Here is a 26,873-nt window from a genome sequence, read left to right as displayed (position 1 = left end):
CGTCTCACGTGCGTGATCGGTGGCCCGGACCGGCGTCCCCATGGTTGACCGGCCGCCCGGCCGCCGCATACGTTGCTACCGATGGGAAAGCGCTTGCTGTATGCAGGTACCGCGCGCTTCCCCATCGGTTGCTGGCCCGCCCGGTCGTCGTTCGGCCGTACGTCGGAGGAGTGCTGATCACGTCCATGCCCCCATCCACTCCGCGGCCTGCCGCGCTCGACGGCCGCCGTGTCCGGGCCGCCATCGTCGGTATCGGCGCGATCGGGCGCGGTTCCCATCTGCCCGCCCTCCAGCAGCTCGCCGCCGAGGGCGAGACCGAGGTCGTGGCGGCCGTCGACATCGATGCCACCGCCGTCGAGGCCTTCTGCGCGCAGAGCGGGGTCCCGCACGCGTACACCGACCTGGAGCGGATGCTGGCCGAGCAGCGCCCCGACCTGGTGACCATCTGCACCCCGCCGACCCTGCACCGCGGGCAGAGTGTGGCGGCGCTGCGGGCCGGCGCCTGGGTGTGGTGCGAGAAGCCGCCGGTGCCGACCCTCGCCGACTACGACGCCGTGCAGGCGGAGGAGGGCGCCGAGGCGGGGCCGTACTCCTCGATCGTCTTCCAGCACCGCTTCGGGTCCGGGACCCGGCACGTGCGGCGGCTGCTCGCCGGGCAGGCCCTCGGGCGTCCGCTGGTCGCGCACTGCCAGACCACCTGGTACCGCGACACCGCCTACTACGCCGTGCCCTGGCGTGGGCGCTGGCAGACCGAGGGCGGCGGCCCGGCCATGGGCCACGGCATCCACCAGATGGACCTGCTGCTCGACCTGCTGGGCCCGTGGAGCGAGGTGCGCGCGATGGCCGGCCGGCTCGTGCACGACGTGGAGACGGAGGACGTGTCCACGGCCCTGGTCCGCTTCGAGAGCGGTGCCCTGGCGACGGTCGTCAACAGCGTGCTGAGCCCCGACGAGGTCAGCCGCATCCGGATCGACTGCGAGCGCGCCACCGTCGAACTCACCCACCTCTACGGCCACTCCAACGCCGACTGGCACATCACGCCCGCCCCGGACGTCCCCGGCGATCTGGCGGCGGCCTGGCAGGACTTCGGCCCCGACGTCCCGAGCTCGCACCTGGCCCAGCTGCGCGAGCTGGTCGCGAGCATGCGCGCGGGCGTGCGGCCGCGCAGCAGCGGCGCGGACGGACGGACCAGCCTGGAGCTGATCAGCGCGCTCTACAAGTCGGCGTTCACCGACACGACGGTGCGCCGGGGCGAGATCGGACCGGGTGACCCGTACTACACGGCGCTGCACGGCGGCGCCCCGGGCTGGGCACCGGCCACGACCGCGGAGACGACCGCGGAGGTTCCCGCGTGAGCGGCGGTCTGCGGCTCGTCCACGCGCACGGGGACCACGTCACCGTGACCCACCCGGCCGGCGGCGCCGAGCTGCTCACCTACGTCTACCGGCCGGAGGCGGCGTGGGAGGCGCCCAGGCCGTACATCCACCCGCTGCGGACCCTCTCCGGTGACGTCGTCACGGACTACCGGCCCAACGACCACCGCTGGCACAAGGGGCTGTCGCTGACCGCCTCGCACCTCTCGGGCGCCAACCTGTGGGGCGGCAACTCGTACGTGCACGGCGAGGGGTATCTCGAACTTCCCGAGCGGGTCGGTTCGATGGCGCACATCGGATTCGACGAGGTGTCCGCGGACGGCGGCGGGGCCGTCATCGCGGAACGGCTGACCTGGCATCCGCACAGCGGTGAGCTGTGGGCGGACGAGGCACGTCGGATCGAGGTGCACGACGTCGAACCGGAGACCGGATCCTGGGCGCTGACCTGGACCAGCGCCGTGACCAACCGCAGGGACGAGCCGCTGCGCTTCGGCAGCCCGACCACCGCCGGGCGCGAACTGGCCGGGTACACGGGCCTGTTCTGGCGGGGCCCGCGCGCCTTCCGGGACGGCCGGATCATCGGCCCGGACGGCGAGGGCCCCGGGCTGATGGCCTCGCAGAGCCCCTGGCTCGCCCTCTCCGGCGAGCACGACGGCGCCGACGGCCACGCCACCGTCCTGTTCGCGCACGCCCCCGAGAACGACCACTCCGGTGCCCGGGGGGCGCACCCCGCCCACTGGTTCGTCCGCAACGAGCCCTTCGCGGGCATCGCCCCCTCCTGGTCCTTCTTCGAAGAGCTCGAACTCGCCCCCGGTGACACCCTCACCCGCCGCTACCGCGTGGTGGTGGCCGACGGGGCCTGGGGGCGGAAGGAGATCGCCGCCTATCTGGAGGCCCATCCGTGGTGAGCGGGAGCGGGTACGGGGGACTGCCGGGCGGGGTCGCCGTCTCGCAGCTGCGCGTGTACGACTGGCCCGCCGCCGACGGTCGGCGCGGCGGAACCCCCCATATGCACCTGACGTGTTCGGAGGGGTACGTCGTCACCGCCGGGCACGGCGCGGTGCAGACCCTGACCGCGTCCGGGTACCAGGTCACCCCCCTCGCGCCGGGCACGGTCGCCTGGTTCACGCCGGGCACCGTCCACCGGCTGGTCCACGAGGACGACCTGCGCATCACCGTCCTGATGCAGAACGGCGGCCTGCCGGAGGCCGGCGACGCGGTGCTCACCCTGCCGCCCGAGTACCTCACCGACCCCGCGACGTACGCCGCCGCGACCATGATCCCGGTCGACGCCCCGCGGGCGGAGCAGGCCCGGATCGCCCGTGCACGGCGCGACCTCGCGATGGAGGGTTACCGGGCGCTGCGCGAGGCGGCGGACGGTGCGGCCGCCCTGTCCGCCTTCCACCGGTCCGCCGCCGCGCTGGTGGCACCCCGGCTCGCCGAGTGGCGGGAGCGCTGGCTGCGCGGTGCGGGGGCGGCCGCGCGGGCGACGGCGGAGCAGCTCGACCGGCTCTCGGCCGGCGATGTGTCCCACCTCGCCGAGGCCGCCGTGCGGGCCGAACAGCCTTCGGCGCACGGGAGGTTCGGCATGTGCGGCTGGCTCGACGTGTACGCGCGGCCCTGAGCCCGACTCGCCGGCTCGCCTCGGGTCATCACCGGGCGCCGTGCGGCTCCGCGAGGCAGGGGCCCGACGGCCGTGTTCTCCCGGCTGCGCCTGCACCTGCGCTGACGCGGTGGCGTCAGGCGGCCGACGGGCCCGTCACCGTCCAGCCGGGTGCCTGGGGGTGCGCGCTCACGTCGTCGTGGCGGACCCGGTCGCCGCAGGCCGCGCAGGTGACCACGGGGCGCAGCTCGTTGCCGCAGACGTGCTCGAGCACCATGGGGCGGTCGTCGTCCCCGCGCAGATGGCGGTCGCCCCACGCCATCAGGGTCATCAGGACCGGTTCCAGTTCGAGCCCGGCCTGGGTGGGCAGGTACTCGAAGCGCTGCGGACGCTCGCTGTAGGCCCGCTTGGTCAGGATCCCGGCGTCGACGAGGCGGCGCAGCCGGGTGGCCAGGATGTCGCGCGGGGCGCCGATGTTGCGCACCAGCTGGTCGAAGCGGGCGTTGCCCAGGCACACCTCCCGCAGGACGAGCAGGGAGTACTTCTCCCCGACGAGGGCGAGGGCGTCGGCGATCGAGCAGGGGCGCGGGTCTCTGGAGGCGGCCATGACGGCCAGTCTAGGGGAGGGTTGGAAATCCCAATCCGGGTTAGTTGGATTTTCCAACCCACGGAGTTATGGTGAGTTCGGATTTCCTACTCATCGGTAGGTTCCCCGTTCCCGTTCCCCTTCCTGTCCCCCTGCTCCTGCTCCTGCCCCCCTGTTCCTGCTCCCGCTCCTGTTTCTGCCCTGCTCGTGCTCGTCATGGAGGCACCGCACATGCGTGACGCAGTCATCGTCGAAGCCGTACGCACCCCGATCGGCAAGGGCAAGCCGAACGGCTCCCTCGCCCACGTCCACCCCGTCGAACTCCTCGCCCACACCCTGCGCACCCTCGTCGACCGCTCCGGGGTCGACCCCGCGCTGATCGACGACGTGATCGGCGGCACCGTCGACCAGGTCGGCGAGCAGGCCATGAACACCACCCGCTACGCGCTGCTCTCGGCGGGCTTCCCCGAGACGGTCCCCGCGACCACCGTCGACCGGCAGTGCGGCTCCTCGCAGCAGGCCGTGCACTTCGCGGCCCAGGGCGTCATCTCCGGCGCGTACGACCTCGTCGTCGCCTGCGGAGTGGAGTCGATGAGCCGGGTGCCGATGTGGTCCAACGTGCCGCCCGGCAAGGATCCCTTCGGCCCCGGCGTCGCCGAGCGCTACCCGGAGGGGCTCGTCCCGCAGGGCATCAGCTCCGAGCTCATCGCCGCCAAGTGGTCGATCACCCGGGAGCAGATGGACGCCTTCGCCGTCTCCTCGCACCTCAAGGCCGCCGAAGCCTGGGCGCGGGGGCTCTTCGACGCCGAGGTGGCACCCCTGGACGGCGTCTCGCGCGACGAGTGCGTACGGCCCGACAGCACCCCGGAGATCCTCGCCGGCCTGCGGCCCGCCTACTACGACCCGGTGTTCGCCGAGCGCTTCCCGCAGATCGAGTGGAACGTCACCGCGGGCAACGCGAGCCCGGTCAACGACGGCGCCTCGGCCGTGCTGATCACCTCCTCCGAGACCGCCGCCCGCCTCGGCCTGCGGCCGCTCGCCCGCCTGCACAGCTTCGCCGTCACCGGCTCGGACCCGCTGCTGATGCTGACCGGCGTGATCCCTGCGACGGAGAAGGTGCTGCGCCGGGCGGGGCTGCGGCTCGACGACATCGACCTCTTCGAGGTCAACGAGGCGTTCTCCAGCGTGGTCCTGGCCTGGCGGCAGGAGACCGGCGCCGACCTGGCGAAGGTCAATGTGCACGGCGGCGCGATCGCGCTCGGGCACCCGCTCGGCGCGAGCGGTACCCGGCTGACGACGACGCTCGTCCACGCGATGCGCGAACGCGGCGCCCGCTACGCGCTCCAGACGATGTGTGAGGCGGGCGGCCTCGCCAACGCGATGGTGCTGGAGTCCGTCTGACGGGGTGACACGGCTCAGGGACGGCGCAGGTGGTGGCGTTTGCGCCAGGCCACCACCGCGCCGGCCAGGGCCGGGAGGGTGATGCAGCCCATGGCGATCAGGAAGGCCGGCGAGGTCGGCGACGAGGCGCGGGCCCCGGCGACGACGTAGGCGGCGGTGTTGGGTATCGAGCCCAGCGCGGTCGCCGCGAGGAAGGACACCCACCCCATGCGGGAGACGGCGGCGCAGTAGTTCGCGGCCCAGAACGGCACGCCGGGGAACAGCCGGGCCGCCAGCATCGAGCGCAGGCCGTGCCGGCTCAACTGGCCGTCCGCCGCCTTCAGCAGCCGACCGCGCAGCAGCGGCCGGAGCGCGTCCTGGCCGAGGAGGCGGCCCAGCCCGAAGGCGATCCCGGCCCCCAGCACGGTGCCCGCCAGCGCCGCGCCGGTGCCCCACTGCGAGCCGAACAGCGCGCCCGCGGCCAGGTTCAACAGCGGCCGGGGCACGAACGCCACCGTGCACAGTCCGTACGCCACCGCGAAGACCGCGGTGGCCGCCAGACCGCCGAACTGGGGTGGCCAGCCGTCCGCGAGGAGCTTCTGCGGCTCGAAGAGCAGCACGCTCGACGCGGCCGCCGCGAGCAGTGTGACCAGCAGCGCGAAGCGGGACCAGGGCGAGCGCAGCACTCTCGCGCAGCGGGCGGCGAGGCCGCCGGGCGCGTCGACCGCCGTGGCGACGGGCGTGATGACGGGAGCGAGCGTGGGGACGACGAGCTCCGTGGCGATGGCCGGGGGAGTGGCCGTGGCGGTGCCCCCAGAGCGGGTGGTGGCATCGAGCATCCCGCGACACTAACCGACGGATGTGTGTGATCGCCGTATGGTTCGTCTCATGACGGTCACAGGTGCGGACGCGATCGGCGTGCCGGACAGCGATCTCGCCGACCTTGTGCTGGGGCGGCTGACGGCCGCGTACGGAGCGGCGGCCGATCCCGGCCGGGCGGCCGCCATGCGTGCCTACATGAAGGACGTGGCGCCCTTCCTCGGCCTCCCCACCCCGGCCCGCCGGGCCCTGTCCCGCACCGTCCTTGCGGACACGCCCCGCCCGGACGAGGCCGACTGCACGGCGATCGCGCTGCGCTGCTGGGCGCTGCCGCAGCGCGAGTACCACTACTTCGCCGTCGACTACCTGCGCCGGTACGCGCCACGGCTGTCCTCGGCGTTCCTGCCGGTGGCGCGCCGGCTGGTGACCACGAAGTCCTGGTGGGACACGGTGGACCTGCTCGCCGCGCACGTGGTCGGCGCGCTCGTCGCGGCCGATCCCCGGCTCGCCGCCGACATGGACGTCTGGATCGAGGACGAGGACCTGTGGGTCGCCCGTACCGCACTGCTCCACCAGCTCCGCTACAAGGAACGCACCGACGCCGACCGTCTCTTCGGCTACTGCCTGCGGCAGTCCGGCCACCCGGACTTCTTCCTCCGCAAGGCGATCGGCTGGGCCCTGCGCGAGTACGCCAGGACGGACCCCGCCGCCGTCCGCCTCTTCGTCGCCCGCGAGCGCGGGCGGTTCGCGCCGCTGACGGTACGTGAGGCGCTGAAGAACATCGGGGACGCGTCCTAGCGGCTACGAGGGCCGCAGGCGGGGTGCCCTGTCGTCCGGGATGTGCGGGCTCGCGAAGAGGAAGGGCACCGACAGGCGCGCGGCCAGGGCCCTGCCCACCTTGTCGGCGACGGCCGCGCAGGGATGGTGCAGCGCGGGATCCGTACCGTCGAGGTGCCGTTCCGCCGTGCGCCGGTAGACGGTGGCCAGCGCCTGCTCGCCCTCGGGGTCGGCGGTGACGGCGTAGAGGATCACGAACCAGTCGTGGACCGTGTCACCGTCCCAGACGACCTCGATCGCCACGACCCGCCCCGGCGCACCTGCCGCGCGGGCGTCGAGCGAATCCGGGTCCAGTGGATCGTCGGGAGTGCGGGCGATCCTGTCACCGTGGTGCAGATACCGCTCGTGGACGACGAGTTGCGCCTCGCGCAGGCCGACGCCGTGAGCCCGTCCGGCCACCCAGGCGGCGCGGATCGCCGGCATCAGGGCGTCCTGGAGGACGTACCCGTCGACCTGCTCGCGGACTCCCTGCGGCAGCAGCTCCCACCACCGCTCCCACGACTCCGTCGTACCGATGTCGGTCATCTGGACCCAACCCCTCCCCATCCGGCGAAAACCATTCGACGCCGACCGAACCGTCGGCCATGATCGGCACCATGTTCCGGTACGCCTTCCTCCTCGCAGCATCCGCCGTCGCGGATACGCCGAAGGCTGCCGTCCCGCTCCTCGTGGCCGCTGTCGACGGCGCCCGAAGCTGACCCTCTCCGGATCGTCCGGCGGACCCCGAAGGGGGAGGGTCGGCCACTTCGCCGGGGTCCCCCTTCCTACGGACACGCTTCGAGGTACAGCCATGCCCAAGACCGCTTACGCGCGGACCAAACCACACCTCAACATCGGCACCATGGGGCACGTGGACCACGGCAAGACCACCCTGACCGCCGCCATCACCAAGGTCCTCGCCGACCGGGGCACCGGCACCTTCGTACCGTTCGGCCGTATCGACCGGGCACCGGAGGAGGCCGCGCGCGGGATCACCATCAACATCGCGCACGTCGAGTACGAGACCGACACCCGGCACTACGCGCACGTGGACATGCCGGGCCACGCCGACTACGTCAAGAACATGGTCACCGGCGCCGCGCAGCTCGACGGGGCGATCCTCGTCGTCTCCGCGCTCGACGGGATCATGCCGCAGACCGCCGAACACGTCCTGCTCGCCCGTCAGGTGGGCGTCGACCACATCGTGGTCGCGCTCAACAAGGCGGACGCACTCGTGGACGGCGAGGACAGCGAGCTCATCGACCTCGTCGAACTGGAGGTCCGTGACCTACTCACCGAGCACGGTTACGGGGGCGACTGCGCGCCCGTCGTCAGGGTGTCGGGGCTGCGGGCGCTGGCCGGCGACCCCCGCTGGACGGCGTCGATCGACGCGCTGCTCGACGCGGTGGACACCTATGTGCCGATGCCCGAGCGGTATCTGGACGCGCCGTTCCTGCTGCCCGTGGAGAACGTGCTCACCATCACCGGCCGGGGGACGGTCGTCACCGGCGCCGTGGAGCGCGGGACCCTTCGGCTGGGGGACCCGGTGCAGGTGCTCGGCGCCGCTACCGAGACGGTGGTGACGGGCATCGAGACCTTCGGGAAGCCGATGACGGAGGCGCAGGCCGGGGACAACGTGGCGCTGCTGTTGCGCGGGGTGCCGCGGGACGCCGTCCGGCGGGGCCATGTGGTGGTGGCGCCGGGGAGCGTGGTGCCCAGCCGGCGGTTCACGGCGCGGGTGTACGTCCTGTCGGGGCGGGAGGGCGGTCGCACCACGCCCGTCTCGACCGGCTACCGGCCGCAGTTCTACATCCGTACGGCGGACGTCGTCGGGGATGTGGACCTGGGCACGATCACGGTCGCGCGTCCCGGCGACACGGTCGGCATGACCGTCGAGCTGGGACGTGAGGTTCCGCTGGAGCCCGGACTCGGCTTCGCCATCCGGGAGGGTGGACGGACCGTGGGGGCGGGGACCGTGACCGCCGTGCTGTGAGGGCGGCCGGTGTCCGCGGCCGACGTGCGCGGGGCCCGCGGGCCGCGCCTCTCCGGGGGCGTGGCCCGCGGGCACAATGGGACGGTGAACGACGAGCCCATACCCGTCTCCCGCGCCGTCGACCACGGCACCGCCAAGCTGATGCCCGACGTCGACCGCGAGCGGGCCTGGCTGCTGACCGTCGACGGGGCGCCGCAGTCGTACGTCGACCTGGACGAGCCGACGTATCTGGAGTTCGAGTACGCGCGGCGCCTCGGGCACGTCCTGGACACCGTCGCCGAGCCGGCGCGGCCCCTGGACGTCCTGCATCTCGGCGGCGGCGCGCTCACCCTGCCCCGGTACCTGGCCGCGACCCGGCCGGGTTCCCGGCAGGACGTCGTCGAGTTCGACCGCGGTCTGCTGGAGCTGATCGCCGAACACCTGCCGGTCCCGGCCGGAGCCGGTATCGCGCCGCACGCCGCCGACGCGCGGGACTGGCTGGAAGCGGCGCCGGACGACTCCGTCGACGCGCTCGTCGCCGATGTCTTCGGCGGCTCCCGGGTCCCCGCCCGGCTGACGTCCCTGACCTACGCCCGGCAGGCCGACCGGGTCCTGCGCGGCGACGGCGTCTATCTGGCGAACCTCGCCGACGGGGCGCCGTTCGGCTTCCTGCGGTCCCAACTCGCCAACTTCGCAGCGGTGTTCGAGGAGCTCCTGCTCATCGCCGAACCCGCCGTGCTGCGCGGCCGACGGTTCGGCAACGCGGTGCTCGTCGCCTCGCACCATCCGCTGGACGTGATGGCGCTGTCCCGCCGCACGGCCGCCGACGCGTTCCCGGCCCGGGTGGAGCACGGCCCCGGTCTGCGCCGGTTCATCGGCGACGCCCGGCCGGTGCGGGACGAGGACGCCGTACCGTCCCCCGAACCGCCCGAGGGCGCGTTCGGCATCGGCTGAGCGGTGGCCGTCCGCGCCGACGCGCCGCGAGCGCGCCGCCGTGGACCGCCCACCGGTCACCGGCCGGCCGTCGCGCGGGGTGCCGCCGCGCGCGGCCGGCGGCCGGGGCGCCGCTAGTTCTGCGTCGGTGTCCCGTTCAGGCGGACGGTGCTGAGGATCTGCATGATCGTGGCCTTGGGCAGTTCGTCCTTCACGCCCTTGGCCCCGTACAGGTTCCACGACACGTAGTCGCCGTTGGAGTTCTTGAAGCCGAACGTGATCGCCTTGCCGTCGCTGTCGCACTTGCCCTTCTGGGGCGTGTTGGTCGACTGGGCCCAGGCGTAACTGCCCACGATGCCGGAGGCGGTGGTGAAGGGGGTGGCCTTCTTCTCGAAGGTCAGGCTCTTCTTGTCCGGCTCGGTGTAACCGCCGAAGACCCACCAGGCGGGCGTGTTGATGGCGATCTCGTCGGTGCTCTTGGCCCCTTCGGCGCCCTTGCTGCCGACCACGGCCAGCGCGGTGTCCTCGGTCTTGCCGTCCTTGTCGGAGTCCGTGGAGCACCACTTCGACTTGAACTCGGCCGTGCCCCCCTGGAGGATCTGGTCGTAGCCGTCGGGCTGCTCCTTGTCCTCCCACTCGAAGCCCTGACTGAGCGTCGGGGACTGGACCTCCCAGTCCGCCGGCACGTCGAAGGCGATGCCCCACTTGGGGTTCACCACGACCTTCCAGCCGGCGACGGTCGCCTTGGCGGTCTCGCCGCCGCGCGGGTTGTCGTCCGTGCCGGCCGACGGGGAGTCGGAAGCCGCGGCGGACCCGGACGTGGAGACCGTGGGGGTCGCGCCGCCCTTGCTCGTGTCGACCGGATCGTCGTCGTCACCGCCCAGCACCAGGAAGCCGGTGACACCGGCGGCCACGACGACGGCCGAGGCCGCGATGATCGCGACCAGCTTCGTCCGGTTGCCGCCGCCCGCACCGCCTCCGCCGGGCGGGGGCGTGGGCGCGCCCGCGGGCGTGGGGGCGCCCCACTGCGGCTGCTGCGGGTAGGGATTGGGCTGCTGCCCGGGCTGTTGCTGGTAGCCGGGCTGCTGATACGGATTCGGCTGCTGGTATCCCGGCTGCTGATACGGATTGTTCTGCGCCTGCGGGTTCTGCTCTCCCCCGGGCGGCTGCTGTCCTGGCCACATGGCCAGAAACCCTAGTGCTGTCCGGGACACGATTCGGTCACCGCCCCTTGTCAGGGACGTACCGAATCCGGCGCGCGGGGCCGAAGTGTGCGCAGTGTGCCCCCGTACTTCCCGGATTGCGGCGTCCGGGACCTCCTCGGCGCCCCTTCCCGACGGCGGGGGAGTGCGAGGAGGTGGGGCGAACGTCACGCCGGTCTGGTCAGCGGAAGCTACTCGTAGGTAACATCTTGTTCATGAGTGCAGACCAGATGTCCATCGGCGAGATGCTCGCCGCCACCGTGCCCATGGCCCGGACCCTCAACCTCGAGTTCCTCGAGGCCGGCCCGGAGAAGGCCGTGGTCGCCCTGCCCGACCAGGGCGAGTTCCACAACCACGTGGGCGGTCCGCACGCCGGGGCGATGTTCACGCTCGGCGAGTCCGCCAGTGGCGCGATCGTCCTCGCCGCGTTCGGCGACCAGCTCTCCCGGGCCGTGCCGCTCGCCGTCGGCGCCGAGATCGCCTACCGCAAGCTGGCCATGGGCGCGGTCACCGCCACCGCGACGCTGGGCCGCCCGGCCGCCGAGGTCGTCGCGCAGCTCGACGCGGGGGAGCGGCCCGAGTTCCCGGTCGCGATCGAGATCCGGCGCGCCGACGGGGCGGTCACCGGCGAGATGACGGTGACCTGGACCCTGCGTCCCAACAACTGACCGGCGTAGACGCCGAGTTGGTGACCGGCTGACCGGCTCACCGGCTGCGTGACCGGCTGACCGGCTGCGTGGCCGAGCGGCTGAGCAACCGGGCGGGTGGGCGGTGCCCGGTGAGGGCGTCGGCCCCCTGCCGGGTGCCGCCGGTGCCCGGGTAGGGGCCACCCGCCACGGGCCGCTCAGGCCGCCAGCCGTTCCCGGTCCGCGTCGCCGTTCTCCAGGTCCGCCACGAACTCCTTCAGCCAGGCGACGAACTCCGGTCCCAGGTCGGCCCGGTCGCAGGCCAGGCGGACGACCGTGCGCAGGTACTCCGCCTTGTCGCCGGTGTCATAGCGGCGGCCCGAGAAGATCACGCCGTGCACCGTGCCGCCCGCCGCGAGGTCCTGGAGGGCGTCGGTGAGCTGGATCTCACCGCCGCGGCCGGGCGCGGTGCTCTCCAGGACGTCGAAGACGGCCGGATCGAGGACGTACCGTCCGATGACCGCGTACCGGCTGGGCGCGTCCTCGCGCGCCGGCTTCTCCACCAGACCGGGGACGCGCACCACCCCGTCCTCGCCGGACGGCTCCACGGCCGCGCAGCCGTAGAGGTGGACCTGCTCCGGTGGCACCTCCATCAGGGCGACCACGCTGCCGGCGTACCGTTCGCGGACCTCGAGCATCCGCCTGAGCAGGGTTTCCCGCGGGTCGATGAGGTCGTCGCCGAGCAGTACCGCGAACGGCTGGTCGCCTACGTGGTTGCGGGCGCAGAGCACCGCGTGACCCAGCCCGAGCGGGTCGCCCTGCCGGATGTGGTGGATGTCGGCGAGCCGGGCCGGATCGCGTACCGCGTCCAGCCGGACGGTGTCCCCCTTGGCGGCGAGCGCCTGCTCCAGTTCGAAGGCGTGGTCGAAGTGGTCCTCGATGGCCCGCTTGTGCCTGCCCGTGACCATCAGGACGTCGTCCAGTCCCGCGGCGGCCGCCTCCTCGACGACGTACTGGATGGCCGGCTTGTCGACCACCGGCAGCATCTCCTTCGGCGTCGCCTTGGTGGCGGGGAGGAAGCGGGTACCGAGGCCGGCGGCCGGGACGACCGCCTTGCGGACGCGGGGTGCGGAGTGGGGGGCGCTCATGCGGATCATGCTGTCGCACGGGGATGGGAGTACCCCGGGAGTCACATCTGAGATTCCTGTGGACCGTCCCTGCGTCGGGGCGGGCGGGCGCGCCGGGTCCGGAAGGGGAGATCCGGTGTGGCATCGCGCTTTTGGGTGTCCACGAGGTGAGCGCACGCACCGGGCGGATTTCGAATGAGGGTACGGATACCGCCGGTAACTTATCTGAGATTTCCGCGCTTTGAACGTGCGTCACTCGAACTCCTTGTTTCCTGTGAGGCACTTGTGCGAAGGTGAGCCTCCCCTTACGGACGGGTCGGATCAGACCAACGTGCCTGGTCAGGCCAAAGGTATGCACCAATCAGGCACCGGCTTTCCGACACCGTGCTTTTCCGTGCCGTTCGTCGGCTTGGAAGGAAATGGTTCCGTGCAATCCCCCAACCCCCCACGCCCGCCCCACCCGCCCCGCCCCGGCTGGATCCCCGGGGATTCCGATCCCGTTCTCGCCGCCCGACTGGCCGCCCGGCCCGCCGGCGACGACGGACGTGCCCGAGCGGTCGCGCTGCTGTTCGCCCGTCACTGGCGGGCCGCCCACGACTACGCGACCGTCTGCCTGGCCGGCACCGAGGACACGGCGCGGCTCGTGGCCGCCGCCGCGTTCCACGAGGTGCTGGGCCGGCTCGCGGACGGTCGCACCGGCGGCGCCCTGCGTCCCCAACTCCTCGTCGCCGTACGGGAGACGGTCCGGGAATGGGCCGGCGCCGACGGAGTGGCCGACGTTCTGCCGGAGCTGCGGAAAACCGTCGGCGGCCGCGGACTGCGCGCCGCACGGGCGGTGACCGCCGAAAGGCGCCAACTCGCCGAGCGCTCTTTCCAGTTGCTCCCGGCCGCCTCTCAATGTCTCTTGTGGCACACCGAGGTGGAGGCGGAACCCATATCCGTACCGGCCGGTCTGTCGGGCGTGGACACCCTCTCCGCGGCGGCCGCCCTGGAACAGGCCCGGGAACAATTCCGGGCCGGCTGTGTACGCGCCCACCGGGAACTCGCGCCGACGGCCGAATGCCGCTTCTACAACCGCCTCCTCGACATTCCGCTGCGCCGCGGCGGAACCCTGCTGCCCGATGTCCGGCAGCATCTCGCGCACTGCCGCTTCTGCCGGCACGCCGCCGAACAACTCAGCCATTTCGACGACGGCCTCGGCGTGCTGCTCACCGAGACGGTGCTGGGCTGGGGCGCCCGCCGCTACCTCGACTCGCGCCCCGGACGCACGACCCGCGCCGACGCGCAGGCCGGGTCCGCGCCGCCCGTCCGGCTCCCCGCCCGGCGCCCGCCCGCCGCAGGCGGCCGGCATCGCACCGATTCGGCGGGACTGCTCGACCTGCCGGGCCGCCGGCCCAAGGCCGTGCTCGTGGGTGTGGGCCTGACCTCGCTCGCGCTGCTGGCGACCGTCTTCGTGGCCAAGGGCTGGTCCGATGACAACGGTGTCCCCGCCCCCGGGGCCACCTGGGGCGCGCCCGCCGGCCGCACCGGCACCCCGGCCGGCGGCGCACAGGAGCTGCCCGGCGGCTCCGGCCGCACCTCGCCCTCGGGATCCCCGTCGGCCGCCTCCGCGTCCCGGTCCGGCGAGGTCGCGCACGGCAGGCTGCGCGGCCCGGACACGGACCTCTGCCTCGACGCCGACCGCGCCCTGGCCCGGCCCGGCGCGGCGATCGTCCTCGCGGACTGCTCGCCGGCCGCGTCCCAGCGGTGGTCGTACCGCGACGACGGGCTGCTGCGCAGCGCGGCCGACCCGACGCGCTGCCTGGTCGCGGACCCCGGTCGCCGCACGACCGCGCTGGTCAGCTGTCTGGTGCACGCGGGCGAGACGTTCTTCGACCTGACGGTCCGGGGTGAACTCCTGCTGCGGCGGGACGACGGCCTGGCCGTCGCGCGCGCCGCCGGCCGGCCGGGAGCGGCCGCGGTCGTCACCGAGCGGGACGGAACCGGCGGACAGCGGTGGCTGTTCGACCCGGCCGGGCCGCCGGCGGGAGCACCCGGTCCGCAACCGCGGAGCGAGGCCGGACAGCCCGGTCCGGGCCGACCGGGCTCCCCGGACCTCCCGGCGCCGCGTGAGGACCGCCCGCTCGCCCCCGACACCGCGCCCGCGCCCGCCGGAACCGCTCCCGCCGGGCCCGAGTTCGAGACGAAGGCCGCCCAGGTGCAGTGCTGCGACCCGCCGGCCGGTCCGGCCGAGCCCCCGGTCACCGCGACGGTCCTCGACGTGCTCCCGGCGGCCGCCGAGGTCTCCGACGTGCTGGGGAGTGCCGTCGCGGACGTGACCGGCTCCCTCGGTCGCTGAGGACCCCGGTCACGCGGGCGCGGAGCCGGAGGGAGGGGCCGCCCGAGGGGAGCGGCCCCTCCCTCCACCCCCGGAGCCGCGGTGCGGGGGCCCGCCCCACGCGCCACCCCCGGAGCCGCGGTGCGGGGGCCCGCCCCACGCGCCACCCCCGGAGCCGCGGTGCGGGGGCCCGCCCCACGCGACGGGCCGGGTCCGGCCGACCCGGTAGGCTTCCGGGAAGGCAAGGCTGCCCACGGACGTCAAACGGGAGGAACCCGCGGTGCACGTGCAGGAATGGCTCGACACGGTGCCCGCGGCCGCCGTCTACGCCCTGGTCGGGCTCATCATCGGACTCGAGAGCCTCGGCATTCCGCTGCCCGGTGAGATCGTCCTGGTCTCGGCCGCGCTGCTGTCCTCCCAGCACGGCGGTGTCAACCCCGTCGTCCTCGGCGTGTGCGCCACCGCGGGCGCCGTGATCGGCGACTCCATCGGTTACGCCATCGGCCGCAAGGGCGGACGTCCGCTGCTGGCCTGGCTCGGCGCCAAGTTCCCGAGGCACTTCGGCGAGGGGCATATCGCCACCGCCGAGCGGTCCTTCGAGAAGTGGGGCATGTGGGCGGTCTTCTTCGGCCGCTTCGTCGCCCTGCTGCGCATCTTCGCGGGCCCGCTCGCGGGCGTACTGCACATGCCGTACTGGAAGTTCCTCATCGCCAACGTCCTCGGCGGCATCGCCTGGGCGGGCGGCACGACGGCGGTCATCTACTACGTGGGTGTCGTGGCGGAGTCCTGGCTGAAGAGGTTCTCGTACCTGGGCCTGGTGCTGGCGGTCCTGATCGGCCTGACGTCGATGCTGATCATCAAGCGCAAGGCGAAGAAGATGCAGGGCGCTGCGCGGGAGGCCGAGCCCGAGGCGGCCACCGTGCCCGCCGCCGCCGAGTAGGCGCGCCCCGGCCGCCCTACTCGTGCACCTTCCCGTGCGCCCTGGCCAGGTCCGCGTACAGGGTGCCGTTCAGTGTCACGCCCTGCCGTTCCTCCTCGCTCAGCTCCCGCCGGACCTTGGCCGGTACGCCGGCGACCAGTGATCCCGGCGGGACCTCCATCCCCTGGGGCACGAGTGCCTGCGCGGCGACCAGCGAACCCGCCCCGATCATCGCCCCGTTGAGCACGGTCGCCCCCATCCCGATGAGGCAGTCGTCCCCGACGGTCGCCCCGTGCACCACCGCGTTGTGGCCGACGGACACCCGCTCGCCGATCGTCACCGGGAAGCCGGGGTCGGCGTGCAGGGTCGCGTTGTCCTGGATGTTGGCGCTCGCACGGACGGTGATCCGCTCCACGTCGCCGCGCACGACGGCCCCGTACCAGACGCTCGCGCCCGCCTCCAGCGTCACGTCCCCGATCACCGAGGCCGTCGGCGCCACGAACGCCTCGGCGTCGATGCTCGGTTCCCTGCCGCCGATGCCCACGATCAGCGCCTTGTGCGTCATCACCGTCTCCTCGTGTCGGTCGTCTTTTCGTACCGTACGCCACCCGGTGGGGCGAAGATCACAGGGTCAGGAGCCCGTGGGCGCACCGCGCGCTGAGTACGGTGAGCGGGTGCCGAAGCCCTGGAACACGTTCTCATCATGGCGGCGTCGACTGGTGCAGCGCGCCGTCCACGCGGGCTGGGCGTGGGTGCAGCGCACGGGCTCCGTGACCGCCGAGCACCCGGGCCGTCTCCGCTTCGGCTCGATCGGTCGGGGGACCCGCCTCGCCTTCCCGCTCGGCACGGTCTTCGGGGAGCCCTGGATCCACCTCGGCGCGCACTGCATCGTCGGTGAGCAGGTCACCCTGACCGCCGGTCTGATGCCCGACCTGGACCTCGGCCCGGACCCCATCCTGCGGCTCGGCGACGGTGTGGTGCTCGGCCGGGGCAGCCATGTCATCGCCGACACCACGGTCACCATCGGCAGCGACTGCTACTTCGGTCCGTACGTGTACGTCACGTCCACGAACCACTCCTACGACGATCCGCACGAGCCCATCGGCAAGCAGTGGCCCCGCATGGAGCCCGTGGAGATCGGCCCGGGGTGCTGGATCGGCACCGGGGCGGTGATCCTGCCGGGTGCGCGGATCGGACGGAACGTCGTCGTCGCGGCCGGTGCGGTGGTGCGCGGCACGGTGCCCGACCACTCCGTCGTCGCGGGGGCGCCCGCCAAGGTCGTACGGCGCTGGACGCCCGCCGAGGGCTGGCAGCCGCCGCTGCGCACCCCGGCGCCGGTGCCGATCCCCGACGGGGTCACCTCGGACCAGTTGGTCGCGCTGTCGGAACTGGACGAGGAGACGGCGGAGGCGCTGGCCCGGCTGGAACCGTAGGCCACCCGGTCACCCGGTCACTCCGTCATCCGGTCGCCAGCAGCAGTGTGCCCACCAGGGCCAGGCCCGCGCCCGCCGCCTGGACCGCGCGCAGCCGCTCGCGCAGGAAGCCGCGCGCGGCGAGGGCGGTCACCACGGGGTAGAGCGAGGCGAGCACGGCGGCCACCGTGACCGGGCCGTGCTGGGCGGCGACGGCGTAGGTGCCGTTCGCGGCGACGTCGGCCAGCCCGACGAACCCGTACGCCGGCAGCGCGGACCAGGCCAGGCCGCCCTCGGGAAGCGCGGGCGCCCCGCGCCGGACGGCCGCGTACAGTGCCGCGCCACCGGTGACCACGTTGGTCACCCGCTGGACGAACAGGGCGAGGAACAGGCCGGTGACGGTCGTGGACGCCTCGGTGATCAGGACGAACACCGTGCCGAAGCCCAGCGCCGCGACCAGTGTGAGCAGGACGGCCTGCCGCTGCACCGGGGCGCCCCTCAGCTGCGGGCCGCCCGCCAGGACGACCCCGATCACGGCGACCGCGATACCCGCCACCTGCACGAGCCCCGGCCGCTCGCCCAGGACCAGCCCGACCGAGACCGGTACGGCCACGCTGAGGGTGGCCAGCGGGGAGACGACTCCCATGGGGCCGAGCGCCAGCGCCTTGTAGAAGGAGAACAGGGCGACCGGGCCCACCAGCCCGGCCGCGACCGCGAACCACAGGCGGGGACCGGCCTCGCTCCAGCCCCCGGTGGCGACCACGACCGCGCCGAGGACGGCGGCCGCGATCGACTGCGAGACCACGACCACGGTGAGCGCCGGGGCCCGGCGCGTCAGCAGCCCTCCGCCGAAGTCGGCCAGGCCCCACAGGAGGCTGGTGGCCAGGGCGAAGAGTGCTGTCACGGGGTCCCTCGCAGTACAGTTCGGTGCACGATCAGGTACACCCCACCGTAGTACAGGGAAGTGAATCCTGGCATCCAGAATATTGGACTCCCGAAGTGGACGGAACGTGTCGGACCTCGAACTCCTGACCCAGTCCCTGGCGCGCAACGTCAAGCACTGGCGTGCGGTGCGCGGCTTCACCCTGGACGTGCTCGCCGCCCGGGCCGGTGTCAGTCGCGGCATGCTCATCCAGATCGAGCAGGCCCGCACCAATCCGAGCATCGGCACGGTCGTCAAGATCGGGGACGCGCTCGGCATCAGCGTCACCACCCTCCTCGACTACGAGCGGGGCGTGAAGGTGCGGATCGTCCCGGCCGACCGGGCGGTGCGGCTGTGGCACACCGACGCCGGCAGCTACAACCGGCTGCTCGCGGGCGCGGAGGCGCCCGGCCCGCTGGAGATGTGGGACTGGCGGCTGATGCCGGGGGAGAACAGCCTGTCCGAACCCCACCCCGTGGGCACCGTCGAACTCGTCCACGTCACCGTGGGCGAACTGACCCTCACCGTGGACGGCGAGGAGTACCGGGTGCCGACCGGCGCGAGCGCCTCGTTCGAGGCGAGCGTCCCGCATGTCTACGGCAACCGGGGCGAGGTGCCGATGGAGATGGTGATGGCGGTCTCGGTGCCGCCCGTGCGCTGAGACACCCCGTCCGCGGGTGGGCGGCTCTTGTTAGCGTGCGGCCATGCGCGCACCCATCGGACACTTCGACACCGCCACGCCCGCTCCCGACTGCCTCGACGAGCTGGTCGGCCCGGTCGCCGACGCCGTACGCCAGTGGAGCGGCAGTGTGCCCGCCGACCGGTTCGTCCATGTCGACACCGACCCGCAGTGGGCCGACACGGCCGTCTTCGTGGAGCACTACGGCCGTGAGCTGCTGGAGCAGTCCGCCAACTGCGTGGTGGTCGCCGGGAAGCGGGGCGGTGAGACGACGCTCGCCGCGTGTGTCGTGCTGTCCACCACCCGGGTCGACGTCAACGGGGTCGTCCGCCGTCGACTAGGCGCCCGCAAGGCCTCGTTCGCGGCGATGGACACCGCGGTGGGGGAGACCGGCATGGAGTACGGCGGCATCACGCCGATCGGACTCCCGGCCGCCTGGCCCGTGTTGGTGGACTCCGCCGTCGTCGACCTGCCGTACGTCCTGGTGGGCAGCGGACGTCGGCGCGGGAAGCTGCTGGTGCCGGGCAAGGCCTTCGCCGAACTGCCGGGCGCGGTGGTGCTGGAGGGTCTCGGCGTGGCCTGAGCCGGCCTCGCGTCACCGACCGGCAGTACCGGCCCGTGACGCCCACATCGCAGTGCCCACGCCGCAGTGCCCGGACCGTGGTGAAGGCGCCGCAGCGCCCGGACCGTAGTCCCCGGATCGTAGTGCTCGGGCGTACGGCGCCGACTGCCGTGCCGGGCCGAGGTCGCCAGGCCGCAGTGTCAGGCCGCCGTGTGATGGGCGAGGGCCAGATGCGGGTCGTCCTCGCCCGGCACCGGCGCCGGGTCCGCGTGGACCAGCGCGGCCGTCAGGCGCGGTACGGCGTGCAGCAGGGCGTGTTCGGCCGCCACGGCGATCGCGTGGGCCCGGCGTACCGTCGCCTCGCCGTCCACGACGACCGCGACCTCGGCCCGCAGCCGGTGGCCGATCCAGCGCAGCCGCAACTCGCCGACCGCGCGCACCCCCTCGACCTCCCGCAGGGCCTGCTCGGCCCGGTCGACCAGCGCCGGGTCGACGCCGTCCATCACGCGGCGGAACACCTCGCGCGCCGCGTCCCGCAGCACCAGCGCGATCGCCGCAGTGATCGCCAACCCCACGACCGGGTCCGCGAGTTGCCATCCGAGCGCCGAGCCACCCGCGCCCAGCAGCACCGCCAGCGAGGTGAATCCGTCCGTGCGGGCGTGCAGCCCGTCCGCGACCAGCGCGGCGGAGCCGATCGAACGGCCGACCCGGATGCGGTAGCGCGCGACCCACTCGTTGCCCGCGAAGCCCGCCAGCGCGGCGACGGCGACCCAGCCGACCTGCTCGACGGGGCGCGGATCCAGCAGCCGCTCGATCGCCGTCCACCCCGCGAAGGCCGCCGAGGCGGCGATCGTCAGCACGATCGCGATCCCCGCCAGGTCCTCCGCCCGCCCGTAGCCGTAGGTGAAGCGGCGGGTGGCCGCCCGCCGGCCCAGCACGAAGGCGATGCCCAGCGGCACGGCCGTCAGCGCGTCCGCCGTGTTGTGCACCGTGTCGCCGAGCAGGGCCACCGACCCGGACAACGCGACCACGACCGCCTGCGCGACGGCCGTCACGCCCAGGACCGCCAGCGAGACCCACAGGGCCCGCATGCCCCGGGCCGAGGACTCCAGGGCGGGGTCGATCCTGTCGGCGCTCTCGTGCGAGTGCGGGGTGAGGAGGTGGGCGACGCGGTGGCGCAGGCCCGGGGCGGACGCCGGGGGCGCCGAGGGAGCGGAGGCGGGGGATTGGTGGTGGTGCGGATGCTCGTGGGCGTGGTCGTGAGGGTGCCCGCGGTCGTGCCGGTGGCCGTGCTCGTGGTCGTGCCGCTCGCTCACGTCGGTCCCTTCCGCTGTGCCGAGGTGGACGCGTGCCCGTCCACCCCTCCATTATGTGCGTATGAGCGCACGCATGCACCTATCACCTGCACACCATGCGCATCCGCGCACTCCCGGCGAGGAACAGTTCGCCCTCGCCGCCGAGCTGCTCGCCCTGCTCGGCGACCGCACCCGGCTCGCCCTGCTGCACGCGCTGACCGCGGGCGAGGCCGACGTGACGACGCTGACGGAAGGGGTCGGAGCGGCCCGGCCGGCGGTCAGCCAGCATCTGGCGCGGCTGCGGCTGGCCGGGCTCGTGAGCACCCGCAAGGAAGGACGCCGGGTGGTCTACTCGCTCTCCGACGGCCATCTGCGCCGACTGGTGGACGAGGCGCTGAACGTGGCGGACCACCGGCTCGGGGACGAACCGGTGCACGACTGACTCAGTAGCGCGCGGCCGTTCCCAGGTACTGCTCCGCGAAGGCGGCAGCGGCCGCGGGAGACGTGAACAGACGGCGCAGCCGGGCGAAGCTCGTGCCCGCGCGGAACGGATCGCCGGTCGCACTCCCGTGGTAGACCTCGGACAGCCACTGCGAGAACTCCTGGTAGTCCCACACCCGGCGCAGACAGGCCTGCGAGTAGCCGTCCAGGCCGGCGCCCTCGCCCCCGTCGAGATACGCCACCAGCGCGTCGCCCAGCAGGAACGCGTCGTGCAGGGCGAGGTTCATGCCCTTCGCGGCGATCGGCGCGACGAGGTGGGCCGCGTCCCCGGCCAGGAAGAGCCGTCCGTACGCCATCGGCTCGACCACGTAGTCGTGCAGGTCCAGCACGCGCTTCTCGATCAGCCGCCCCTCGGTGAGCGGCGGGGCCCCGGCGGCCGCGAGGCGCTCGTGCAGCTCGGACCAGACCCGGTCGTGGGACCAGTTCTCCGGGTCGTCGCCGGGCGGGCACTGGAGGTAGTAGCGGGTCACCTCGGGACTGCGGGCCATGTGCCCGGCGAACCCGTTCGGATGGACGCCGAACAGGACGCAGTCGGAGGACGGCGGCGCCTCGGCGAGCAGCGCCAGCCAGCCCGTGCCGTAGTCGTGCCGCGCGATCCGGGCCCGCTCCGGCACCACCGCGGTCCGGCTGACCCCGCGCGCTCCGTCGGCGCCGACCACGAAGTCACAGGTCAGCACATGCCGTTCGGCGGCGCCCGGGTCGCTGTACGACACCGAGGGCCGGCCCGTGCCGAGGTCGTGCAGCTCGACGCCACGCACCGAGAACCGGGCGTCGCCGCCGCGTACGTCGACGTACTCGGCGACGAGGTCCGTCACCAGCAACGGCTGCGGATACACCCAGTGGTGGCGGCCCGTCAGCTCGGCGTAGGAGAAGCGGTGGCGCTCGCCGCCGAAGCGGAACTCGCAGGCGGAGTGCCGCCGGGCACCCGCCAACAGGTTGCGCGCCAGGCCCCGTCGCCGCAGTCCGTGGACGGCCCACTCCTCGAGGACACCGGCGCGCGGCCGCCGTTCTATGAACGCGCGGCTCTCCGTCTCCAGGACGACGCAGTCGACGGACGCGGCCCGCAGGATGTTGCCGACGGTGAGACCCGCGGGGCCCGCGCCCACGACGACGACCGGAGTGTGGTGGGGGGAAGGGGAGTCGGTGGTCACCCGCACAGTATGGGCGGGCCCCGGCCCGGCCGGGGAAGCGGCCGCGGGTCAGCCCAGCCGGGGAATCTCGATCGCCGGGCAGCGGTCCATGACCATCTCCAGGCCGGCGGCCCGGGTCCGGTCGTAGGCCGCCTCGTCGACGACACCGAGCTGGAACCACACCGCCTTCGCCCCCTTGGCGACCGCCTCGTCCGCGACGGCACCCGCGAGGTCGCCGTTGACGAAGACGTCGACGACGTCCACCTCGAAGGGGATGTCCGCGAGGGAGGCGTACCCCTGCTCCCCGTGCACCGTCTCCGCCTTCGGGTGGACGGGGACGACCCGCTTGCCGAAGCGCCGGAGCACCTCGGCGACCCCGTAGGCCGCCCGCCCGCGGTTCGTCGACAGACCCACGACGGCCCAGGTGTCGCCGAGTCCCGTGAGGATCTTGCGGATGGTTGCCTCGTCGCCGTACACCGGCGGCCTCCTCGAGTCGGAAAGGAACAGTCCCCGGCTACAACAGCGCCCCGCCGACCCTGATTCCGGTCCCTGCCTGCGAAGTCGCGCCCACCCGCCTAGGCTCGCCTCGTGCTGAGCATCATCGACGCCCGAACCGGCGAGCCCGCTGTCGCCGCCCCCGTCCGCCGTGGCCTGACCCGGGTGGAGGCGCACGCCTCGGGGTACGGAGCCGGATCGCTCCGGGTCCTCCTCGTCGCCGATCTGCTCGTGCGCGCGCTGGAACTCGGCGGCACGCCCGTGTGGGCGCTGCTGTCCGGCGAACGCGATCAGGCGGAACTCCGGGCCGGCGCCACCGCCCTCGGCATGCACCCCTTCGAGGACGGCCGTGACCTCGGCGCGGGCGCCGGAGTGGGCGAGGCGCAGATCCTCCACGTGGTGCCGGAGGGCGGCCCGGCCCCCGACGGGGTGCGGCTCGCCGTCGCGCCGGTGGAGGGCGCGGTGCCCGGTGGCCTCGGGTCGGACCGGGGCACCGGGGCGGCGGACACCGACCTCGCCGCCCTTCGGCTCGCCCTTCTCTCCCGGCCCCGCACCGAGCCCCTGCGGCTCGACGCGGACATACTGGGCGAGGCCCGGGACACCCTCGTACGCTGGCGGCGAACCGTCGCCGACTGGGCCCGGCGGCCCTCGCGGCCGGTCCCCGAGGACGTGCGCGGACGGCTGCGCACCGCCTGGGAGGACGACCTGGACCTGCCCGAGGTGCTGCGGGTGCTGCGGTGGGTGGAGGACGCGGGGCCCGAGCTGCCGGACGGCGCCCGCTTCGAGAGCTACGCCTACGCCGACCGCCTCCTCGGCCTCGAACTCACCCGCGACGTCGGAGCCCCGGCGTGACCGGGCCCGGCGGCGGGACACCACCGCGCCGGCTGGTGGTGCTGCGGCACGCCAAGTCGGCCTGGCCGCAGGGCGTCCCCGACCACGAGCGGCCGCTCGCCCCGCGCGGTCTGCGGGACGCGCCGGCCGCGGGCCGCGCGCTGGCCGAGGCCGGCCACGTCCCGGACCTCGCCCTGTGCTCCACCGCCGTCCGCGCCCGCCGGACCTGGGAACTGGCCGCCGCCGAGTGGGACACCCCGCCCCCGGTGCGCTTCGACCCCCGGCTCTACGGGGCCGACGTCCCCGAACTCCTGGAGGTCGTCCACGAGACGCCCGCCGAGGTCGGGACGCTGCTGCTGGTCGGACACAACCCCGGCCTGGAGGAACTGGTCCTCGACCTCGCCGGGGAGGGCCGGGGCGGCGCCCTGGACGAGGTGCGGCTGAAGTTCCCGACCTCGGCGATCGCCGTCCTGGACGCGTACGGGCCCGGCTGGCGGTCGCTGACCCCGGGCACCGCCCTGCTGACGTCGACGACCGTGCCGAGGGGCCGCACGTCGCGGGAGCCCTAGGCCGTACCGGGCGTCGCGGGCCGGGCGGGACTTCGCGGACACTGCCTAGCCGACGTGCACGCGCGGCCGCCGCCCCGGGTCGGGCTCCGCGCGGCGCAGCACCTCACGGGTGACCGGGGCGACCTCGCCGTCGCCGAAGACGAGGAACCGGACCAGATGGCCGACCGGGTTGCCCTCGGTCCAGCTGAAGTACGCGTGCGGCACCTGACCCGTCCGGTCCCGCAGGGCCAGCAGGACCGCGGCGATCGCGTTCGGCACCGTGGGTCCGGAGACGCGCAGCCGGCGGACCCCGTGCTTGTCGTCGCCGCGCACGGTGACGTCCGCCGTGAAGTCCGAGGAGTCCCGCACGAACACCTCCAGGAAGAGCACCGGGCCGCCGCCGGGGATCGGGGTGTGCTCGCGCTGCTCCCCCTCCTTGACGCGGTACGCGCGCGTGCTGTGCTCGCGCGGCTCGTTCGCGATGAGCTGGAGGGGCCCGTGCCGCGCGGCCCCGTCGACGAACCGGGCCGCCGTCTCGTCGAAGGTGACCTCGGCGGCGCGCAGTTCGAAGGCGCGGCGCACCCGGGAGGCGAAGGACGTGACCAGGATGGCGAAGATGAAGATCGCCGCGATCCGGATGCCGTCCGGCCGCTCGATCACGTTCGCGACGAGCGTGTAGGCGAACACGGCCGTGATCGCGCCGAAGCCCAGCGTGGCCCGGCGGTGGCCCCGCCGGTGCACGGCCACGGTGGACGCGAACGCCGCCGACAGCATCAGCACCAGCACACCGGTGGCGTAGGCGCCGCTCTGGTCGTCGACGTTCGCGTTGAACCACAGGGTGATGCAGACGGCCGCCGCCATGAACACCAGCACCAGGGGGCGCACCGCGCGCGTCCATTCGGGCGCCATGCCGTAACGGGGCAGATACCTCGGGACGAGGTTCAGCAGACCGGCGAGCGCCGAGGCGCCCGCGAACCACAGGATCGCGATCGTGGAGACGTCGTAGACCGTGCCGAAGGCCTCGCCCAGATGCTCGTGCGCGAGATAGGCCAGCGCCCTGCCGTTCGCCGGACCGCCGCTCTCGAAGTCGTCCTGGGGGATGAGGATGGTCGTCGCCAGACTCGACAGCAGCAGGAAGCAGCTCATGATCAGCGCGGCCGTGGTCAGCAGCTTGCGGGTGTCCCGCACCCTCCCCCTCGGCTGCTCCCAGGTGTCCGTCGGATCTCCCTTGACCTGGGGCATCACCGCCACCCCGGTCTCGAAGCCGGACATGCCGAGCGCCAGCTTGGGGAAGACCAGCAGGGCCACGCCCACCATGGCCCAGGGCGAGGAGTGCTCGGCGGTCATGGCGTCCGTCCAGTCGCCGATCCGCGCGGGGTGCGCGAGGATCTCCCGGGCGGAGACGCCGAGCACCACCAGATTGAGCGCGAGATAGGTCGCCACCATCGGTACCGCGATGCCGATGGCCTCCCGGAAGCCCTTGAGGAACACCGCGCCCAGCGCCCCGACCAGCAGCAGCGTGATCCACTCGTTCCCGTCGGCCATCCAGTGCGGGGCGAAGGGGTTCTCCACGACGTGGGCGGCGGCGTCCGCCGACGACAGCGTGATCGTGATCATGAAGTCGGTGGCCGCGAAACCCAGCAGCACCAGGACGAAGATCTTCCCCGACCACCACGGCAGCAGCCGCTCCAGCATGGCGATCGAGCCCTCGCCGTGCGGGCTCTCGTGGGCCACCCGGCGGTACACCGGCAGTGCGCCCAGCAGCGTCAGCGCGATCAGCACGAGCGTCGCGAGCGGGGACAGCAGTCCGGCGGCGAGGGCGGCGATGCCCGGCTGGTAGCCGAGCGTGGAGAAGTAGTCGACCCCGGTCAGGCACATCACGCGCCACCAGCGGTGCCCGGGCTGCCGCGCCCGCGGGGTGGCGTGCGGACCCGGATGGCGGGCGGTCTGCTCGCTGAGTCCCTCCAGGAGCCAGGCCCGCCAGCGGGAGGACGCCGGATCCGCGGCGCTCCCCTTCGTCCGGGTGCCGGTCATGCTGCGCGCTCCCTGCGATCGGTCGGGCCACGTTCCGCGGTGCCCCCCCCTCGGTCACCCGCACATCGTCGCCCGCCCCTGCGCCGACGGCGACCCGGCGATCACCGCATAGGCTGGCCGGATGCAGGACGAGTACCGCACGATCGCCCACGCGGGTGTGCACGAGACCGAGGTCAACCGCTCCCGCTTCCTGTGCGCCCTCGCCCCCGCGGCGACCGAGCGGGAGGCCCAGGACTTCGTCGCGTCCGTCCGCAAGGAGCACGCCGACGCCACCCACAACTGCTGGGCGTACGTCATCGGCGCCGACGCCTCCGTCCAGAAGGCGAGCGACGACGGTGAACCCGGCGGCACCGCGGGCGTCCCGATGCTCCAGATGCTGCTGCGCCGTGACATGCGGTACGTCGTCGCCGTCGTCACCCGGTACTACGGCGGGGTCAAGCTCGGCGCGGGCGGTCTCATCAGGGCCTACGGCGGCGCGGTCGGCGAAGCCCTCGACAGCCTCGGCACACTCACCCGCCGCCGCTTCCGGCTGGCCACGGTGACCGTGGACCACCAGCGGGCCGGCAAGGTCCAGAACGACCTGCACTCGACGGGACGCGCGGTACGCGACGTCCGCTACGGCGAGCGGGTGACCATCGAGATCGGTCTGCCGGACGCCGACGTGCCCGCCTTCCGCGCCTGGCTCGCGGACGCGACGGCGGGCACGGCGACCTTCGAGCTGGGCGGGGAGGCGTACGGGGACGCCTGACGCCTGACGCCTGACGCCTGAGTGTGACGTGCGGGTTGTGCGT

General features: G+C 73.5%; 28 protein-coding genes. 17 read left to right on the top strand and 11 right to left on the bottom strand.

The genetic code is table 11. The annotated features are described in order from the left end of the window. Positions 1-185 precede the first annotated feature (185 nt). From AOQ37_RS22980 to AOQ37_RS22970, 3 genes are read left to right on the top strand one after another with little or no spacing between them, the layout of a single operon-like run. Positions 186-1,355: a Gfo/Idh/MocA family protein gene (locus AOQ37_RS22980; RefSeq protein ID WP_199825070.1), complete on the top strand. Its 1,170-nt coding sequence runs from the start codon at positions 186-188 to the stop codon at positions 1,353-1,355. After that, positions 1,352-2,281 carry a DUF6807 domain-containing protein gene (locus AOQ37_RS22975; protein WP_062646485.1) on the top strand — a complete coding sequence of 310 codons (930 nt, stop codon included), beginning with the start codon at positions 1,352-1,354 and terminating at the stop codon, positions 2,279-2,281. The genes AOQ37_RS22980 and AOQ37_RS22975 overlap by 4 nt, the downstream gene beginning before the upstream one ends. Beyond that, a complete protein-coding gene (locus AOQ37_RS22970; RefSeq protein WP_062646484.1) occupies positions 2,275-2,997 on the top strand; it encodes a cupin domain-containing protein in 723 nt (240 codons plus the stop codon). The genes AOQ37_RS22975 and AOQ37_RS22970 overlap by 7 nt, the downstream gene beginning before the upstream one ends. 115 nt (positions 2,998-3,112) lie before the next feature. Here the strand turns inward: AOQ37_RS22970 and AOQ37_RS22965 are convergent, their stop codons facing one another. Further along, the gene (locus AOQ37_RS22965; protein WP_062646483.1) at positions 3,113-3,583 is read right to left on the bottom strand and encodes a winged helix-turn-helix transcriptional regulator; all 471 of its coding nucleotides are present in this window, start codon (positions 3,581-3,583) and stop codon (positions 3,113-3,115) included. 210 nt (positions 3,584-3,793) lie between these two features. On the opposite strand from AOQ37_RS22965, the gene AOQ37_RS22960 reads away from it, so the two are divergent. Then, a complete protein-coding gene (locus AOQ37_RS22960; protein ID WP_062646482.1) occupies positions 3,794-4,963 on the top strand; it encodes a thiolase family protein in 1,170 nt (389 codons plus the stop codon). A gap of 14 nt (positions 4,964-4,977) precedes the next feature. Here AOQ37_RS22960 and AOQ37_RS22955 read toward each other — a convergent pair whose 3' ends face one another. After that, complete coding sequence (locus AOQ37_RS22955; protein WP_062646481.1) at positions 4,978-5,781, bottom strand: TVP38/TMEM64 family protein; 804 nt, start codon at positions 5,779-5,781, stop codon at positions 4,978-4,980. A 49-nt stretch (positions 5,782-5,830) separates the two neighbouring features. Between AOQ37_RS22955 and AOQ37_RS22950 the strand changes: the two genes are divergently transcribed. Beyond that, positions 5,831-6,559, top strand: coding sequence for a DNA alkylation repair protein (locus AOQ37_RS22950; protein WP_062646480.1), 729 nt, complete (start codon positions 5,831-5,833; stop codon positions 6,557-6,559). A 3-nt stretch (positions 6,560-6,562) separates the two neighbouring features. Here the strand turns inward: AOQ37_RS22950 and AOQ37_RS22945 are convergent, their stop codons facing one another. Further along, positions 6,563-7,123: a hypothetical protein gene (locus tag AOQ37_RS22945; RefSeq protein WP_062646479.1), complete on the bottom strand. Its 561-nt coding sequence runs from the start codon at positions 7,121-7,123 to the stop codon at positions 6,563-6,565. 265 nt (positions 7,124-7,388) lie between these two features. Here AOQ37_RS22945 and tuf point away from each other — a divergent pair, with 265 nt between their 5' ends. Together tuf and AOQ37_RS22935 are read left to right on the top strand one after the other, a co-directional pair. Further along, on the top strand, positions 7,389-8,570 hold the full coding sequence (tuf, locus tag AOQ37_RS22940) for an elongation factor Tu (RefSeq protein WP_062646478.1): 1,182 nt from the start codon (positions 7,389-7,391) through the stop codon (positions 8,568-8,570). A 141-nt stretch (positions 8,571-8,711) separates the two neighbouring features. Further along, positions 8,712-9,503 carry a spermidine synthase gene (locus tag AOQ37_RS22935; protein ID WP_107085274.1) on the top strand — a complete coding sequence of 264 codons (792 nt, stop codon included), beginning with the start codon at positions 8,712-8,714 and terminating at the stop codon, positions 9,501-9,503. A gap of 113 nt (positions 9,504-9,616) precedes the next feature. Here the strand turns inward: AOQ37_RS22935 and AOQ37_RS22930 are convergent, their stop codons facing one another. Then, positions 9,617-10,666 carry a DUF8017 domain-containing protein gene (locus AOQ37_RS22930; RefSeq protein WP_062646477.1) on the bottom strand — a complete coding sequence of 350 codons (1,050 nt, stop codon included), beginning with the start codon at positions 10,664-10,666 and terminating at the stop codon, positions 9,617-9,619. Between the two features lie 248 nt (positions 10,667-10,914). On the opposite strand from AOQ37_RS22930, the gene AOQ37_RS22925 reads away from it, so the two are divergent. Continuing rightward, positions 10,915-11,352 carry a DUF4442 domain-containing protein gene (locus AOQ37_RS22925; RefSeq protein ID WP_062646476.1) on the top strand — a complete coding sequence of 146 codons (438 nt, stop codon included), beginning with the start codon at positions 10,915-10,917 and terminating at the stop codon, positions 11,350-11,352. A 176-nt stretch (positions 11,353-11,528) separates the two neighbouring features. Here AOQ37_RS22925 and galU read toward each other — a convergent pair whose 3' ends face one another. Continuing rightward, entirely contained in the window at positions 11,529-12,467 is a 939-nt protein-coding gene (gene galU / locus AOQ37_RS22920; RefSeq protein WP_107085265.1) for a UTP--glucose-1-phosphate uridylyltransferase GalU, read from the bottom strand. Positions 12,468-12,864: 397 nt separating this feature from the next. Here galU and AOQ37_RS22915 point away from each other — a divergent pair, with 397 nt between their 5' ends. Both AOQ37_RS22915 and AOQ37_RS22910 read left to right on the top strand, forming a co-directional pair. Then, the gene (locus AOQ37_RS22915; RefSeq protein WP_062646474.1) at positions 12,865-14,775 is read left to right on the top strand and encodes an RICIN domain-containing protein; all 1,911 of its coding nucleotides are present in this window, start codon (positions 12,865-12,867) and stop codon (positions 14,773-14,775) included. Positions 14,776-15,034: 259 nt separating this feature from the next. Continuing rightward, complete coding sequence (locus AOQ37_RS22910) at positions 15,035-15,694, top strand: DedA family protein (RefSeq protein ID WP_062646473.1); 660 nt, start codon at positions 15,035-15,037, stop codon at positions 15,692-15,694. A gap of 16 nt (positions 15,695-15,710) precedes the next feature. Here the strand turns inward: AOQ37_RS22910 and AOQ37_RS22905 are convergent, their stop codons facing one another. Then, complete coding sequence (locus AOQ37_RS22905; RefSeq protein WP_062646472.1) at positions 15,711-16,238, bottom strand: gamma carbonic anhydrase family protein; 528 nt, start codon at positions 16,236-16,238, stop codon at positions 15,711-15,713. Between the two features lie 76 nt (positions 16,239-16,314). Between AOQ37_RS22905 and AOQ37_RS22900 the strand changes: the two genes are divergently transcribed. After that, positions 16,315-17,106, top strand: a complete 792-nt coding sequence (locus AOQ37_RS22900; protein WP_078890312.1) for an acyltransferase — start codon at positions 16,315-16,317, stop codon at positions 17,104-17,106. Positions 17,107-17,131: 25 nt separating this feature from the next. On the opposite strand, the gene AOQ37_RS22895 is transcribed toward AOQ37_RS22900, so the two are convergent. Beyond that, on the bottom strand, positions 17,132-17,989 hold the full coding sequence (locus AOQ37_RS22895) for a DMT family transporter (protein ID WP_062646471.1): 858 nt from the start codon (positions 17,987-17,989) through the stop codon (positions 17,132-17,134). A gap of 106 nt (positions 17,990-18,095) precedes the next feature. Between AOQ37_RS22895 and AOQ37_RS22890 the strand changes: the two genes are divergently transcribed. Continuing rightward, positions 18,096-18,668, top strand: coding sequence for a helix-turn-helix domain-containing protein (locus tag AOQ37_RS22890; RefSeq protein WP_062646470.1), 573 nt, complete (start codon positions 18,096-18,098; stop codon positions 18,666-18,668). A 43-nt stretch (positions 18,669-18,711) separates the two neighbouring features. Then, on the top strand, positions 18,712-19,269 hold the full coding sequence (locus tag AOQ37_RS22885) for a YbaK/EbsC family protein (RefSeq protein ID WP_062646469.1): 558 nt from the start codon (positions 18,712-18,714) through the stop codon (positions 19,267-19,269). A 179-nt stretch (positions 19,270-19,448) separates the two neighbouring features. Here AOQ37_RS22885 and AOQ37_RS22880 read toward each other — a convergent pair whose 3' ends face one another. After that, positions 19,449-20,564: a cation diffusion facilitator family transporter gene (locus AOQ37_RS22880; protein ID WP_062646468.1), complete on the bottom strand. Its 1,116-nt coding sequence runs from the start codon at positions 20,562-20,564 to the stop codon at positions 19,449-19,451. Positions 20,565-20,625: 61 nt separating this feature from the next. On the opposite strand from AOQ37_RS22880, the gene AOQ37_RS22875 reads away from it, so the two are divergent. After that, complete coding sequence (locus AOQ37_RS22875; RefSeq protein WP_062646467.1) at positions 20,626-20,985, top strand: ArsR/SmtB family transcription factor; 360 nt, start codon at positions 20,626-20,628, stop codon at positions 20,983-20,985. Between the two features lies 1 nt (position 20,986). On the opposite strand, the gene AOQ37_RS22870 is transcribed toward AOQ37_RS22875, so the two are convergent. After that, positions 20,987-22,195: a 4-hydroxybenzoate 3-monooxygenase gene (locus AOQ37_RS22870; RefSeq protein WP_078890311.1), complete on the bottom strand. Its 1,209-nt coding sequence runs from the start codon at positions 22,193-22,195 to the stop codon at positions 20,987-20,989. Positions 22,196-22,243: 48 nt separating this feature from the next. Beyond that, the gene (locus AOQ37_RS22865; protein WP_062646465.1) at positions 22,244-22,651 is read right to left on the bottom strand and encodes a CoA-binding protein; all 408 of its coding nucleotides are present in this window, start codon (positions 22,649-22,651) and stop codon (positions 22,244-22,246) included. Positions 22,652-22,762: 111 nt separating this feature from the next. Here AOQ37_RS22865 and AOQ37_RS22860 point away from each other — a divergent pair, with 111 nt between their 5' ends. Both AOQ37_RS22860 and AOQ37_RS22855 read left to right on the top strand, forming a co-directional pair. After that, positions 22,763-23,521, top strand: a complete 759-nt coding sequence (locus AOQ37_RS22860; protein WP_062646464.1) for a hypothetical protein — start codon at positions 22,763-22,765, stop codon at positions 23,519-23,521. Beyond that, positions 23,518-24,069, top strand: a complete 552-nt coding sequence (locus tag AOQ37_RS22855; RefSeq protein ID WP_062646463.1) for a SixA phosphatase family protein — start codon at positions 23,518-23,520, stop codon at positions 24,067-24,069. Before AOQ37_RS22860 ends, AOQ37_RS22855 begins: the two co-directional genes overlap by 4 nt. Before the next feature lie 45 nt (positions 24,070-24,114). On the opposite strand, the gene AOQ37_RS22850 is transcribed toward AOQ37_RS22855, so the two are convergent. Next, positions 24,115-26,082, bottom strand: a complete 1,968-nt coding sequence (locus AOQ37_RS22850; RefSeq protein ID WP_062646462.1) for an APC family permease — start codon at positions 26,080-26,082, stop codon at positions 24,115-24,117. 121 nt (positions 26,083-26,203) lie between these two features. On the opposite strand from AOQ37_RS22850, the gene AOQ37_RS22845 reads away from it, so the two are divergent. After that, on the top strand, positions 26,204-26,830 hold the full coding sequence (locus AOQ37_RS22845) for a YigZ family protein (RefSeq protein ID WP_062646461.1): 627 nt from the start codon (positions 26,204-26,206) through the stop codon (positions 26,828-26,830). The last annotated feature ends 43 nt before the right edge of the window (positions 26,831-26,873 follow it).

Source organism: Streptomyces maremycinicus (assembly GCF_001184025.1).
Lineage (GTDB): Bacteria > Actinomycetota > Actinomycetes > Streptomycetales > Streptomycetaceae > Streptomyces > Streptomyces maremycinicus.
The sequence above is the reverse complement of the archived record's forward strand: the minus strand, read 5'-3'. Positions and strand labels throughout refer to the sequence as shown.

Coding starts and splice junctions, on each gene's coding strand:
- AOQ37_RS22980 (WP_199825070.1), top strand. CDS start 186: ATGCCCCCATCCACTCCGCGGCCTGCCGCGCTCGACGGCCGCCGTGTC.
- AOQ37_RS22965 (WP_062646483.1), bottom strand. CDS start 3,583: ATGGCCGCCTCCAGAGACCCGCGCCCCTGCTCGATCGCCGACGCCCTC.
- AOQ37_RS22960 (WP_062646482.1), top strand. CDS start 3,794: ATGCGTGACGCAGTCATCGTCGAAGCCGTACGCACCCCGATCGGCAAG.
- AOQ37_RS22955 (WP_062646481.1), bottom strand. CDS start 5,781: ATGCTCGATGCCACCACCCGCTCTGGGGGCACCGCCACGGCCACTCCC.
- AOQ37_RS22950 (WP_062646480.1), top strand. CDS start 5,831: ATGACGGTCACAGGTGCGGACGCGATCGGCGTGCCGGACAGCGATCTC.
- AOQ37_RS22945 (WP_062646479.1), bottom strand. CDS start 7,123: ATGACCGACATCGGTACGACGGAGTCGTGGGAGCGGTGGTGGGAGCTG.
- tuf (WP_062646478.1), top strand. CDS start 7,389: ATGCCCAAGACCGCTTACGCGCGGACCAAACCACACCTCAACATCGGC.
- AOQ37_RS22935 (WP_107085274.1), top strand. CDS start 8,712: ATGCCCGACGTCGACCGCGAGCGGGCCTGGCTGCTGACCGTCGACGGG.
- AOQ37_RS22930 (WP_062646477.1), bottom strand. CDS start 10,666: ATGTGGCCAGGACAGCAGCCGCCCGGGGGAGAGCAGAACCCGCAGGCG.
- AOQ37_RS22925 (WP_062646476.1), top strand. CDS start 10,915: ATGTCCATCGGCGAGATGCTCGCCGCCACCGTGCCCATGGCCCGGACC.
- galU (WP_107085265.1), bottom strand. CDS start 12,467: ATGATCCGCATGAGCGCCCCCCACTCCGCACCCCGCGTCCGCAAGGCG.
- AOQ37_RS22905 (WP_062646472.1), bottom strand. CDS start 16,238: ATGACGCACAAGGCGCTGATCGTGGGCATCGGCGGCAGGGAACCGAGC.
- AOQ37_RS22885 (WP_062646469.1), top strand. CDS start 18,712: ATGCGCGCACCCATCGGACACTTCGACACCGCCACGCCCGCTCCCGAC.
- AOQ37_RS22875 (WP_062646467.1), top strand. CDS start 20,626: ATGAGCGCACGCATGCACCTATCACCTGCACACCATGCGCATCCGCGC.
- AOQ37_RS22850 (WP_062646462.1), bottom strand. CDS start 26,082: ATGACCGGCACCCGGACGAAGGGGAGCGCCGCGGATCCGGCGTCCTCC.
- AOQ37_RS22845 (WP_062646461.1), top strand. CDS start 26,204: ATGCAGGACGAGTACCGCACGATCGCCCACGCGGGTGTGCACGAGACC.